Origin of the sequence: Brenneria rubrifaciens (genome assembly GCF_005484945.1) — a bacterium.
GTDB classification, from domain to species: domain Bacteria; phylum Pseudomonadota; class Gammaproteobacteria; order Enterobacterales; family Enterobacteriaceae; genus Brenneria; species Brenneria rubrifaciens.
This window is the reverse complement of sequence record NZ_CP034035.1, coordinates 3,793,216-3,805,889: the sequence shown is the minus strand read 5'-3', so window position 1 is coordinate 3,805,889 and position 12,674 is coordinate 3,793,216. Positions and strand designations below refer to the sequence as shown.

Annotated in this window: 12 protein-coding genes; 8 read left to right on the top strand and 4 right to left on the bottom strand. The window is 53.9% G+C overall.

Going from position 1 to position 12,674, the window contains the following annotated elements; translation table 11 throughout:
* Nucleotides 1-395 precede the first annotated feature (395 nt).
* Nucleotides 396-2,051, bottom strand: coding sequence for a methyl-accepting chemotaxis protein (locus EH207_RS17030; protein ID WP_137715051.1), 1,656 nt, complete (start codon nucleotides 2,049-2,051; stop codon nucleotides 396-398).
* 692 nt (nucleotides 2,052-2,743) lie between these two features.
* Here EH207_RS17030 and ugpB point away from each other — a divergent pair.
* The 6 genes from ugpB to EH207_RS17000 all read left to right on the top strand — a co-directional run bounded on the left by ugpB (nucleotide 2,744) and on the right by EH207_RS17000 (nucleotide 8,914).
* Entirely contained in the window at nucleotides 2,744-4,066 is a 1,323-nt protein-coding gene (gene ugpB, locus EH207_RS17025; RefSeq protein ID WP_137715050.1) for a sn-glycerol-3-phosphate ABC transporter substrate-binding protein UgpB, read from the top strand.
* Nucleotides 4,067-4,200: 134 nt separating this feature from the next.
* Nucleotides 4,201-5,088: a sn-glycerol-3-phosphate ABC transporter permease UgpA gene (gene ugpA / locus EH207_RS17020; RefSeq protein WP_137715049.1), complete on the top strand. Its 888-nt coding sequence runs from the start codon at nucleotides 4,201-4,203 to the stop codon at nucleotides 5,086-5,088.
* Nucleotides 5,085-5,930 (top strand): sn-glycerol-3-phosphate ABC transporter permease UgpE, encoded by an 846-nt coding sequence (ugpE, locus tag EH207_RS17015; protein ID WP_137715048.1) that lies wholly within the window; start codon nucleotides 5,085-5,087, stop codon nucleotides 5,928-5,930. The genes ugpA and ugpE overlap by 4 nt, the downstream gene beginning before the upstream one ends.
* 81 nt (nucleotides 5,931-6,011) lie before the next feature.
* Nucleotides 6,012-7,085: a sn-glycerol-3-phosphate import ATP-binding protein UgpC gene (locus tag EH207_RS17010; RefSeq protein ID WP_137715047.1), complete on the top strand. Its 1,074-nt coding sequence runs from the start codon at nucleotides 6,012-6,014 to the stop codon at nucleotides 7,083-7,085.
* Nucleotides 7,085-7,834 carry a glycerophosphodiester phosphodiesterase gene (gene ugpQ, locus EH207_RS17005; protein WP_137715046.1) on the top strand — a complete coding sequence of 250 codons (750 nt, stop codon included), beginning with the start codon at nucleotides 7,085-7,087 and terminating at the stop codon, nucleotides 7,832-7,834. Before EH207_RS17010 ends, ugpQ begins: the two co-directional genes overlap by 1 nt.
* A gap of 123 nt (nucleotides 7,835-7,957) precedes the next feature.
* Nucleotides 7,958-8,914 carry an AEC family transporter gene (locus EH207_RS17000; protein ID WP_137715045.1) on the top strand — a complete coding sequence of 319 codons (957 nt, stop codon included), beginning with the start codon at nucleotides 7,958-7,960 and terminating at the stop codon, nucleotides 8,912-8,914.
* 9 nt (nucleotides 8,915-8,923) lie between these two features.
* Here the strand turns inward: EH207_RS17000 and EH207_RS16995 are convergent, their stop codons facing one another.
* Nucleotides 8,924-9,256 carry a hypothetical protein gene (locus EH207_RS16995; protein WP_246048901.1) on the bottom strand — a complete coding sequence of 111 codons (333 nt, stop codon included), beginning with the start codon at nucleotides 9,254-9,256 and terminating at the stop codon, nucleotides 8,924-8,926.
* Between the two features lie 126 nt (nucleotides 9,257-9,382).
* Here EH207_RS16995 and EH207_RS16990 point away from each other — a divergent pair, with 126 nt between their 5' ends.
* The gene (locus EH207_RS16990) at nucleotides 9,383-9,847 is read left to right on the top strand and encodes a tRNA (cytidine(34)-2'-O)-methyltransferase (RefSeq protein WP_137715043.1); all 465 of its coding nucleotides are present in this window, start codon (nucleotides 9,383-9,385) and stop codon (nucleotides 9,845-9,847) included.
* Nucleotides 9,848-9,862: 15 nt separating this feature from the next.
* Here EH207_RS16990 and cpxA read toward each other — a convergent pair whose 3' ends face one another.
* Both cpxA and cpxR read right to left on the bottom strand, forming a co-directional pair.
* Nucleotides 9,863-11,233 (bottom strand): envelope stress sensor histidine kinase CpxA, encoded by a 1,371-nt coding sequence (gene cpxA / locus EH207_RS16985; protein ID WP_137715042.1) that lies wholly within the window; start codon nucleotides 11,231-11,233, stop codon nucleotides 9,863-9,865.
* Nucleotides 11,230-11,928: an envelope stress response regulator transcription factor CpxR gene (gene cpxR / locus EH207_RS16980; protein ID WP_137715041.1), complete on the bottom strand. Its 699-nt coding sequence runs from the start codon at nucleotides 11,926-11,928 to the stop codon at nucleotides 11,230-11,232. The genes cpxA and cpxR overlap by 4 nt, the downstream gene beginning before the upstream one ends.
* A 152-nt stretch (nucleotides 11,929-12,080) precedes the next feature.
* On the opposite strand from cpxR, the gene cpxP reads away from it, so the two are divergent.
* Nucleotides 12,081-12,590 carry a cell-envelope stress modulator CpxP gene (gene cpxP / locus EH207_RS16975; protein WP_137715040.1) on the top strand — a complete coding sequence of 170 codons (510 nt, stop codon included), beginning with the start codon at nucleotides 12,081-12,083 and terminating at the stop codon, nucleotides 12,588-12,590.
* Nucleotides 12,591-12,674 lie beyond the last annotated feature (84 nt).

Genomic DNA, 12,674 nt, shown 5'->3' with positions numbered 1-12,674 from the left:
ATTCCAGAGGCAAAGGAAATATCGCTTTCATTTATCATTGAAGTCGCGCCTGCTGCTTAGCTGAACCAGCTTATGGGATTTGCCTCTCCCTCTTTCGAAACCGATAGCGTAGAGATTGTTTTGATTGAAGGCTGTGTTAACTCAGAGTGAACGCAAACGCCATGCTCTGACTTATTTTCGAGTAAATAAAATTAAATAAAATAAAAAACTAACACCAGAAATAATAAAGATAACGGCCTCTCAGCGTGGCGGGGAATACGGCTATAAATTGGGTGCTTTTATTGGTATCGGGACTGGTGTTATGTGAAAAACGCAGGAAAAGGCGGGAGACACGATGAAGTAAGGCCGCATTCGCGGCCTTGGGGTGAGATCAACGGCGAAGTTTTCTGTATTGCTCAGAATGCTTCCCAGCTCTGCTGCGTTGGCGCTTTGCTCGCGAGTTTCAGCGGCTGTGCCGGACGCGGGGCCGCCTGCTGGCTGGCTTTGCGGGTGCCGCCATCAAGCTGGAAGACACTCATCAGTTCCACCAGACGTCTGGCTTGATCGCTCAGGCTGTCTGCGGCGGTAGCGGATTCCTCCACCAGCGCGGCGTTTTGCTGGGTCACTTCATCCAGTTGATTAACCGCATCGTTAACTTGCGAGATACCCTGCGACTGCTCGCGGGTGGTGACCCCGATTTCGGCCAGTAAATCGGCCACGCGGCGCACTTGCTCAACAATTTCGCCCATCGTGGCGCCCGTCTCATTAACCAAATGTGAACCGGTCTCCACTTTCTCCACGCTTTCGCCGATCAACTCTTTGATCTCTTTGGCGGCGGAGGCGGAGCGCTGGGCCAGCGAGCGAACTTCGCCCGCGACAACGGCGAAACCCCGACCCTGTTCTCCGGCGCGAGCGGCTTCCACCGCGGCGTTTAACGCCAGAATATTGGTCTGAAAGGCAATACCGTCGATGACCCCGATAATATCGCCGATTTTGCGTGAGCTGGTGGTGATGTCTTCCATCGTGTTCACGACGTTGTTGACCATGTCACCCCCTTTGATCGCGGTTGAACTGGCGGATTGCGCCAGTTCTGACGCCATATTTACCGTATCGGTATTCTGCTTAATGGTGATATTCATCTGCTCCATCGATGCTGCCGTCTGTTGCAGATTGGACGCCTGTTCTTCCGTTCGCTGGCTTAAATCGGTATTGCCGATGGCGATTTGGCTGGCGCCGGTGGCGATGGACTCACTGCTCTGGCGCACTTGATCGACAGTATGGCTCAGGCTGTCCCGCATGGTCGCCATCGCCGCCAGTACGCTGTTGTCATCGCCCGAACGCAACGCAATTTTCAACGCCAGATTACCCTGCGCCACCTGCTGGGCAATCTCAACCGCGTAGGTGGGCTCTCCCCCCAGTTGTTTCTTGATACGCCGCGTAATGCTCCATGCAATCAATGAACCTAACAGCGCGGCGATGACAGCAGAAATCAACATCAGCGATCCTGACGTGTCCGCCTGCTGCGCCGAGGTGTTCGCCGCTTCCACCGTCAGGGATTTCTGATAGGCGACCATCTCATCCAACGCATTAAATACGTTGGTTTGTGCGACGCGCATTTCGCCGAACACCACAGCGCGCGTTTCTGCCTTTTGCCCTGACATACCCAGATCGATCGCCTTATACAGTGCGTCACGGTAAGAAGGGCTGTGCTGAATAAGCGCTTCAATGCGCTGGCGTGCTTCGGGCGATACCGCTGTCGTGCGTAGCGTGTTAAGCAGTTTGGTATTGATTGACAGTCGTTCATCTACGCGTTTCTTTTCCTTCTCCATTTCCTGGGGATTGTCCATCAACGCGATATTTCTGACGACGCGAGAGATGATATTGACGTTGTCTTTTACCTCTTGCATCAGCAGTAGGTTGTTAATGCGGACTTGAGACAGCAGTTGAATATTGTTGCTTAGTTCGGTGAGTTGAACACGGCCGAATAAGGCAATGAAACAGCCAATCAAGATGACAATGGTGAAGCCGGAGCCGAGCATGGTCCCCAGCTTCATGTTTTTTAAAAAATTCATACGTTTCCTTGGTGGATGAATGCCAGCCGATAAGTGAATTTACCTGCGTGAGCATCAATAAAAGTGTTTATAAATCAGGCCGCGGTTGTGAAAAGTGGGCCTGTTGTTGTGTCTCCGTCACCTGCTTGTCTGGCTGAAAAACGGGCCGAAAAAGAGAAGGCGACAACCTACTATAAAGGGAGATGGCGTAAGTTAATTAACGGATAAATGGGTAAAAAACCGCGTGATTGTCGCCATACAATAGTTAATGTCTATTATTTAAATTGAAATAAATACTTTTGACTATTACTTGAAATTGTTCGTAGGGGTTTTTGACGTTTTTTTCATTGCCGCGATAGGTGTTGCTCAATGGTGTGTGTTTATTAAGGCGCCCTGTGCCGCCTTTCTGATCGCTTTGCTGACGTTGTTCAACGGCGTTATTACCGATGGCGGATTGTCGGTCGCGCCTGGGTGTTACCGAAGCGATGAAAGCGCCTATTTTTAAACAGCGCTTGCCCTCCTTTCTGTCACCTTTTCGTCATCTCTTGGTTATTTTTCTGTCATACGCGCGTGTCATGTTACCTCCGCATAATAAACACAAGGCGTGTTTTCAACGTTGCCTGGCAACGGTTCGAAAGGAGACGGGCAGGACGCCCGCCATAAAAAAAGCGCCTCTGTGATGCGGGCGCACCTATCTATTGCAGGAGACTGGCATGTTTAACCTTAACATCCGTAAAGCAACAGCATGCGTGGCATTGGCGCTCGTATGCAGTGCCAATGCGCAGGCCGCCGTAACCGAAATCCCTTTTTGGCACTCAATGGAAGGCGAATTAGGTAAAACCGTTAATTCGCTGACTGACCGTTTTAATCAGTCCCATAGTGATGTGAAAATTGTCCCGGTTTATAAAGGCGACTACGAACAGAGTTTGGCCGCCGGGATCGCCGCTTATCGTGCTGGAAATGCGCCCGCGATTTTGCAGGTTTATGAAGTGGGCACCGCGACCATGATGGCCAGCAAGGCCATTAAGCCTGTTTATGAAATTTTCAAAGAGGCGGGCATCAATTTTGACGAGTCGATTTTTGTTCCGACTGTGTCCGGCTATTACGCCGATGCGAAAAGCGGCCATTTGTTGTCGCAGCCCTTCAACAGTTCGACGCCGGTACTGTATTACAACAAAGACGCCTTCAAAAAGGCGGGATTAGATCCAGAACAACCGCCAAAAACCTGGCAGCAAATGGCCGAGTACACGGCAAAACTGCGCGCGGCGGGCATGAAATGCGGCTATGCCAGTGGTTGGCAGGGCTGGATTCAGATTGAAAACTTCAGCGCCTGGCATGGTTTGCCAGTCGCCAGTAAAAATAACGGTTTCGACGGCACCGACGCGGTACTGGAATTTAATAAACCGACACAGGTCAAGCACATCCAGCAATTACAGGACATGAACAAGAAAGGGGATTTCACCTACTTCGGTCGTAAGGATGAGCCGACCGAGAAGTTCTATAATGGTGATTGCGCTATCACTACCGCCTCTTCCGGTTCGCTGGCGGATATTCGTCAGCATGCCAAATTCAACTATGGCGTGGCGATGATGCCTTATGACGCTGATGTGCAGGGCGCGCCGCAGAACGCCATTATCGGCGGAGCCAGCTTGTGGGTGATGAATGGTAAAGACGCGGCGACCTATAAAGGCGTAGCCGAGTTTATGCAGTTCCTGACTCAGCCGGAAATCGCAGCCGAATGGCATCAGAAAACCGGTTATCTGCCGATTACCAAAGCCGCGTATGAGCTAACCCGGCAGCAAGGCTTCTACGAGAAAAATCCGGGTGCGGACATCGCTACGCGTCAGATGTTGAACAAGCCGCCGTTGCCCTTCACTAAAGGGCTGCGTCTGGGCAATATGCCGCAGATCCGCACCGTGGTGGATGAAGAGCTGGAAAGCGTCTGGACGGGCAAGAAAACCCCGCAACAGGCGCTGGATAACTCGGTTGAGCGTGGTAATGCACTGTTACGTCGCTTCGAGCAGTCAGCCAAATAAGCTGACGGACAGAGTCTGCCCCAACCCTCCCCATCACTGGGGAGGGAACCGGAACAACCCGTTAGTATCGTCTCCTGTGAGGGATGGGGTTTAAAGGTCTTCACCATTTTTTTCAGCCAGCAATGAGTTACCGCATGACATCATCCCGTCCCGTTTTTCGCCGCAGTTGGCTTCCCTATGCGCTGGTCTTGCCTCAGTTGCTCATCACCATCATTTTTTTCATCTGGCCTGCGGGTCAGGCGCTGTGGTATTCGGTGCAAAGTCTCGATCCGTTCGGGTTATCCAGTGAGTTTGTCGGTATGGAAAACTTCAGGCAACTGCTCGATAACCCCTATTATCTCGATTCGTTTTACACCACGATGATTTTTAGTTTTCTGGTGGCGGGGTTTGGCCTGCTGATTTCGCTATTTCTGGCGGCGCTGGTGGACTATGTCATTCGGTGTAGCCGCCTGTATCAGACGTTGATTATCCTGCCTTATGCGGTTGCGCCCGCGGTCGCCGCCGTGCTGTGGATGTTTCTTTTCAACCCCGGTCTGGGTTTGATTGCTCATTTCCTCGGGACGTTGGGCTACTCATGGAATCATGCGCAGAACAGCGGACAGGCCATGTTTCTGGTGGTACTGGCGTCAGTCTGGAAACAGATCAGCTATAACTTCCTGTTTTTTCTAGCGGCGCTGCAATCCATCCCCCGATCGTTGATCGAAGCGGCCGCCATTGACGGCGCCGGGCCGGTACGCCGATTCTTCAATTTGGTGCTGCCGCTGATTTCGCCAGTAAGCTTTTTCCTGCTGGTGGTCAACCTGGTTTACGCTTTCTTCGATACCTTTCCGATTATTGATGCCGCCACTGCCGGCGGGCCGGTGCAGTCAACCACCACGCTGATCTACAAAATTTACCGGGAAGGTTTTGCCGGTCTGGATCTGTCCAGCTCGGCGGCGCAGTCGGTGGTGCTGATGCTGCTGGTCATCGGCTTGACGGTCATCCAGTTCCGCTTTGTTGAACGGAAGGTGAACTACCAATGATTGAGAATCGCCGAGGGTTGGATATCTTCAGCCACCTGATGCTGGTCATCGGGATTGCCGCCGTGTTATTCCCGCTGTACGTGGGTTTCGTCGCCGCTACTCTGGACAATCAGGAAGTCTTTCAGACGCCGATGACGCTGATTCCGGGGGCGCATCTGTGGGAGAATCTGCGAGATGTCTGGTTGCACGGCGCAGGTAACATTACGACGCCTTTTGGACTGATGCTGCTGAACAGCTTTGTCATGGCGCTGGCGATTACACTTGGCAAGATCACCGTATCGATTTTATCCGCCTACGCCATTGTCTATTTTCGCTTTCCGCTGCGCAGCCTGTTTTTCTGGATGATTTTCCTGACGCTGATGCTGCCGGTGGAAGTGCGTATTTTCCCCACGGTCGAGGTGATCGCCAGGCTGGACATGATGGACAGCTATACCGGGTTGACGCTGCCGCTGATGGCTTCGGCCACGGCGACCTTTTTGTTTCGCCAGTTCTTCATGACCCTGCCTGATGAACTGCTGGAAGCGGCGCGCATTGATGGCGCGAGTCCTATGCGTTTCTTCTTCGACATGGTGCTGCCGCTGTCAAAAACCAATCTGGCGGCGCTGTTTGTGATTACGTTTATCTATGGCTGGAACCAGTATTTGTGGCCGCTGCTGATTATCAGCGATGCCGATCTGGGCACGGCGGTAGCCGGAATCAAAAGCATGATCGCCTCCGGTGACGGCGCGACCCAGTGGAATCAGGTGATGGCCGCGATGTTGCTGACGATGCTCCCGCCGTTGATGGTGGTGCTGCTGATGCAGCGCTGGTTTGTGCGTGGTCTGGTGGATAGCGAAAAATAATACATTCTGGCGGGGGAAGTTTGCCCCGCTCCCCTTTGGGACGTCGCGAGCGACGTTGAAACACACGCGGGGTGTTTTTTTATGGCATGTTTAAAACTTCAGGCTGTCACCAAGTCCTATGATGGCAAAACGCAGACTATTCACCCCATCGATCTGGATGTCGCCAATGGCGAGTTTGTGGTGATGGTAGGGCCATCGGGGTGTGGAAAATCGACGCTGCTGCGTATGGTGGCCGGTCTGGAACGCACGACCAGCGGGGATATCTACATTGGCGACCGGCGTGTGACCGAGCTGGAACCTAAAGATCGCGGCATTGCGATGGTGTTCCAGAACTATGCGCTTTATCCCCATATGAACGTGTATGACAATATGGCCTATGGGCTGAAAATCCGTGGTTTCGGCAAGGTACAGATTCGTCAGCGGGTGGAGGAAGCGGCGCGTATTCTGGAATTGGCGCCGTTGTTGCAGCGCAAGCCGCGCGAGCTTTCGGGCGGGCAGCGTCAGCGCGTGGCCATGGGCCGGGCGATAGTGCGCGAACCGGCGGTGTTTTTGTTTGATGAACCGCTATCTAATCTGGATGCCAAGCTGAGGGTACAGATGCGGCTGGAATTGCAGCAACTACATCGACGGCTGGAAACCACCAGCCTGTATGTGACGCACGATCAGGTGGAAGCCATGACGCTGGCGCAGCGTGTGATCGTAATGAATAAAGGGATTGCCGAGCAGATTGGCGCGCCATCGGAGATTTACCGCCATCCGGCGTCACTGTTTGTCGCCAGCTTTATTGGCTCGCCCGCCATGAACCTGTGGTCGGGGCGAATCAGTGATGACGGTTGCCGCTTCGAGATTAGCGGGGATATCGCGGTTTCGCTGCCGACAGCGAAACCGCAATGGCGCGGGCGGGCATTGACGCTTGGGGTGAGGCCGGAGCATATTCAACTGACCACGCAAGAAACCGGCGGTATCCCGTTGCAGGTTTCAACACTGGAACTGCTGGGCGCCGACAATCTGGCGCATGGTCAGTGGGGCGGACAAAACGTGATCGCCCGTTTGTCTTATGAGCATTGTCCGGCGATCGGATCGACGCTCTGGCTGCATCTGCCTGAGTCATCATGGCACCTGTTTGATTCGCAAAGCGGATTACGGATGGAATAATGGTAACTGTCTGGCCTTACCCAAAAATTGTCGCTCATCGCGGCGGCGGATCACTGGCGCCGGAAAACACGCTGGCGGCGATTGATGTGGGCGCGAGCCTGGGCCACAAGATGATCGAGTTCGATGTCAAGCTGTCGCAGGATGGCCAGATCTTTTTACTGCACGATGACACATTGGAACGCACCAGTAACGGCTGGGGGTGCGCCGGGGAACTGCCGTGGGACAAGCTGGTTGGCCTGGATGCCGGCGGCTGGTACGGGAAAAAATTCGCAGGCGAGCAACTGCCGTTGCTGTCAGAGGTGGCAAAGCGCTGTGCACAGTATGGCATGGCGGCTAATATCGAAATCAAGCCGACCACCGGTCAGGAGCAGGAAACCGGGCGCGTGGTCGCGCTGGCTGCGCGTCAACTGTGGGCCGATCATTCCGTTGCGCCGTTGCTGTCCTCCTTTTCGATTGACGCGCTTGCCGCCGCGCAACGGGCGGCGCCGGAATTGCCGCGCGGCCTGCTGCTGGATGAGTGGCATGACGACTGGCAAAATCTGACCCGGCTACTGGGGTGCGTGTCCCTCCATTTGAATCACGAACTGCTGACAGCGGAACGGGTGGCATTAATAAAGGCGGCGGGCCTGCGAATGCTGGTCTACACCGTCAACCAACCTGCGCGAGCGCAAACTTTGCTCGATTGGGGCGTTGACTGTATCTGTACTGACCGAATAGATTTAATCGGGCCGGGTTTTGCTACCGGCTGAATTTTGTCTGTTGTATACCTCATCTTGGATTTCGCGGTTCACCAAGCCGGCACGCGGGTGATGTGAAAGATGACGGGTACATATGCTTTCCGCTATTGGCGTCCGCAATAAGGAAGTGGTTCAATGCCCGCATTTGTTAGTTCTCTCTGGTACCAGATTTCTCTTTCTTTACCGTTGTTCATTGTGATCGCACTGGGCTACTGCCTGATCCGTTATGGCAAGTGGCCGACCACCATTACCGATGGCATGACCCGCTTTGTCTTCTCTGTGGCGATGCCCGCCATGTTATTCCGCCTGATGTGTGATTTTTCCAAGCGTCCCGTGGTGGATGCCCGGCTGTTGATCGCGTTTTTCGGTGGTTGCCTGATCGTTTTTGTACTGGGCCGCTTTGTGGCGCGCAAGATTTTTCATCTCGACGGCGTTTCCGGTTCTATTTTTGCGCTGAGCGGCATCTTCTCCAACAATGTCATGCTGGGGTTGCCGATCGCCACGCTGATGCTGGGGGAAGAGGCGATACCGTCCGTTGCGCTGGTGGTGGTGTTTAACGGCCTGATTCTGTGGACGCTGGTGACCGTGTCGGTGGAGTGGGCGCGCAACGGGGCGCTGTCGTTGCAGGGATTTACTAAAACCGCGCTGAGCGTGCTGAAAAACCCGCTGATTATCGGCATTCTGTCCGGGACGGCATTCGGCCTGACCGGGCTGTCGCTCCCTTCCTATGTCGATCAGCCGCTCAGCATGCTGGGGCAAATTGGGGTGCCGCTGTCGCTGGTCGCCCTGGGTATGGGGTTGGCCGAATACCAGATCCGCGATGGCTGGCAGATCAGCGCTGTGATTTGCGTCATCAAGCTGATGGTGCAGCCGTTAGTGATCTGGGGGATCGCGATCGCGATCGGCCTGCCTGAAATGGAAACGCGGGCGGTAGTGTTGCTGGGGTCGATGGCGGTAGGCGTGAACGTTTATCTGATGTCGCGCCAGTTCAACGTGCTGGGTGGCCCGGTGGCGTCGAGCCTGCTGATGTCAACGACGCTGGCCGCGCTGACCACGCCGTTGATCCTGGCACTGATGGGCGTGCGGCTGTAAATCGCCGCGTTAGGGCGTTTGCTTGATCGGCGGCGGGGGCGTGGTTTGCTGCGTACGTTGCCGATCCCGCTGTAACTGCTGCTGGCGTTGCTGTTGTAACTGAGAATTGCGCTGCTGCAATTGTTGATTCAGCCGCTGTTGCTGCAATTGCTGACTCTGCTGCATATTCTGCTCTAATTTTCGTTGGCTGGTGATGCCGTTTTCAAGCCGTTGTTGTGTGGAGGGGACTTTCGTCGTGTTGGCCTGGGTGGTCAGCGGCAGGCTAAACAAAGCGCACAAGGATAGGGATATCAGTCGGGTTTTCATTATTGCCTTACCTACATGAACAATCGTGTTACTCATAGTGTAATCGCTGGCGGCGAAAACGTCGTGCGGAGTTATCCGTATTCATTGCCCGCTCTGGTTTTGGGGGCGATGAGGATGTTATATACTGGCGCTGAATTTTTCTTTGCGACTTAAAGTTACCCCATGTTTCATATTGCGCTCTATGAGCCACAAATCGCCCCAAATACCGGAAACATTATCCGTCTGGCCGCCAACAACGGTTGCAGCCTTCACCTGATTGAACCGCTGGGTTTCGATTTTGAAGAAAAGAAGCTGCGCCGGGCAGGGCTGGATTACCACGATCTGGCTAACGTCAGCCGCCATAATAACTATCAGGACTTTCTGGCCGCGGTCACAGGAAGACGCATTTTCGCCTGTACTACCAAAGGTAGCTGTCCGTACGATCAGCCCGCATATGCTCCGGGTGATGTTTTGCTGTTTGGTTCGGAAACGGCGGGTTTGCCCGATGCAATCCGTAACGGTTTCTCAGCGGATTTTCGTATTCGAATCCCAATGCAGCCAGACAGCCGTAGCCTGAACCTGTCCAACGCGGTGGCGATTATCAGCTATGAAGCCTGGCGGCAGAACGGTTTTGGCGGTCGTTCCTGACCGTGCCGGTTACTCCTATCGCTGATCCAGAGGAAGCCAGATCACTAACCGCAAGCCACCCAGCGGGCTATCTTCAGCTTTCACCCAGCCTTTGTGCTGGGTAATTGCCGTCTCGACAATCGCCAATCCCAGGCCCGTACCGCCAGATTCGCGATCGCGGGCCTCATCGGTGCGGTAAAAAGGCCGGAAAATTTGCTCGCGATCTTCCGGGCTGACGCCAGGGCCGTCATCGTCAACTTTGATGGTGATACCCTGGTTATCGACGGCGAAGGCGACAGCAATGTGATGATGGGAATAACGCAGCGCGTTGCGCACAATATTCTCCAGCGCGCTGTCGAGCGCGTTCGGGTTGCCGAAGAGTGTCCACGGGCCGGGGGGATAGGTGACCTCCAGCGTTTTCCCCATTTGCTCTGCTTCAAACGCCGCATCGTCCAGCACGTCGCCCCACAGTTCGTCCGCCCGCAAAAATTCACGGGTCAACTCATTCTTGTGCTGGTTTCGTGACAGAACCAGCAGGTCGTTGATCATGCTGTCGAGCCGCTGGGTTTCCATCTCGATGCGACTAAGCTCGTTCCCCTCTCCCTGCCGTCTGCGCAAGAGCGCGGTGGCAAGTTGCAAGCGGGTGAGCGGAGTACGCAACTCGTGTGAAATGTCCGACAGCAGGCGCTGCTGCGCCGTCACCATACGTTCAAGCGCGCTGACCATCTGGTTAAAGCTGACGCCGGTAGCCTGAAATTCCGGTGGTCCTGATTCCAGTTCAGGATGTTGACGTAGATCGCCACGGGCGACCTCGTCAGCCGCGTGTTTCAGTTTACGGGCTGGTTTAGCAAGGCTCCAGGCGAGCCACAACAACAAGGGGGAGCTGATTAACATGGTGAAAATCAGCAACAGCAGCGGCCGGTCGAACAGCAGATTAATAAAATCTGACTGAGGACTGCTGGCCGGACGTATCAGGTAAAGCTGATAGTGGTCTTCGCCGTCCCTGATGGAGAACGGCCCCAGCAGTTCAACCCGGCCGTACTTTTTCTTCTGCGGATGATCGGCGTTGTCGGACAGACCGATAAAGTTGCGTACAATTTGCGTCTCATTCTTCTGAGCGCCCAGCACTCGTCCTTCGCTGGTGACCAGCAAGAGGCGCTGCCCCGGCGGCGCCCATTTCTCAATGACCCAGAACAGCCTCAGCCACCAGCGCAAATCGTTGGCGGGAGTGTTGGCTAGATCGGCTTCAATATGCTGTTCCAGCATAACGCCTTGCCGCTCTTCACTTTCCAGTAGCGCCGTCAGTTGACGGGAATCCAGCTTGGGCACCATCAGCACCAGCATGAGAACCAAAGCCAGCGTTAGCCAGAAAATAGCGAAAATGCGCGCGGTCAGGCTATTAATCATGCAGCGGATACCATCAGGTAACCCCGTCCGCGCAAGGTTTTAAACCAGGGCAACCCGTCTTTGCGCTCTGGCAACTTACGGCGCAGATTGGAGATATGCATATCTATGGCGCGGTCAAAGGGCGTCAGGCGCTTACCCAGCACTTCCTGACTCAGGTGTTCACGTGAAACCACCTGACCCAGCCGTTGGGCCAGCAGATAGAGCAGCGTGAATTCCGTCCCCGTCAGATCCAGCACGGTATCGTCGAAGCTGGCTTCCTGACGTCCGGGATTGAGCCGCAGACCGTCAACTTCCAGCGTCGGCGCATTGTTTTCGCCGGCCTGTTGCTGATCTGTCCAATTTGAACGGCGCAAGATGGCTCGGATACGCGCCACCAGTTCACGGTCGTTAAAGGGTTTCGGCAGATAATCGTCCGCGCCCAACTCCAAACCGAGTACCCGATCCAGTTCACTGCCACGCGCGGTCAACATAATCACCGGCGTCTGATGTTGTTGCCGCACTTCTTTTAGTGTGTCGATGCCATTCTTTTTCGGCATCATCACATCGAGTAAAAGCAGGTCAATTGTACTATCCAAGGCGCTTAACGCCTGCTCGCCATCATAGGCGACCACGACATTAAATCCTTCCATTTCGAGCAGTTCTCTCAGTAAGGACGTTAGCTCTTTATCGTCATCAACCAGCAGGATCTTATTCATGTGTTGTCTACCTCCAGGGGCAAAATACGTCATAGATTCGTGGCATTCCATGACTTTACGTAGTTTTACATCCTCTGACGCATGTTTGCAGCAAGACAATTAGACTGATACGCATTGATTCACAGAACAGCGAACTAAAAAGGAGATTATAGATGCAACAAGTCACAACGTTATCTCTCGCTTCACTGCTGATGCTGAGTGCTTTCACTGCGTTTGCGGCAGAGCTTGGGAGTGCGTCTGTGAATAACTGGCATCAGGATGACCCTTCCATGAGAAGGATACACGATCAGCAGGCGATGTTTGATGGCGTGAAATTAACCGAGCAACAGCGGCAACAAATGCGCGATTTGATGTATCAAGGGCGTCAGGAGATTCCGGCGTTTAATGTGAAAGATGTTGAAACCATGCATAACCTGGTGACGAACAGCACCTTTGATGAAGCTGCGGTTCGCCAGCAGATTACTAAGATGATGGAAGTACAGATTGAACGTCAGGTGCAAATGACGCGCGTGCGCAATCAAATGTACAACCTGTTGACGCCAGAACAGAAAAGTATTCTGGAGCAGAAACATCAGCAACGAATGCAACAAATGGAGCGGCAAATCTCGATGTTAAATCAGATGCCGATGCCATCGTCAGGCACCACAGTTAACCCTGAGTAGCAGTGTAGAGTAGTCGTTCGAGTAGTGACGTGTAGTGAGTAGTGAGTACGCACCTTTTTTCCTTGCCATAGACACCATCCCTGT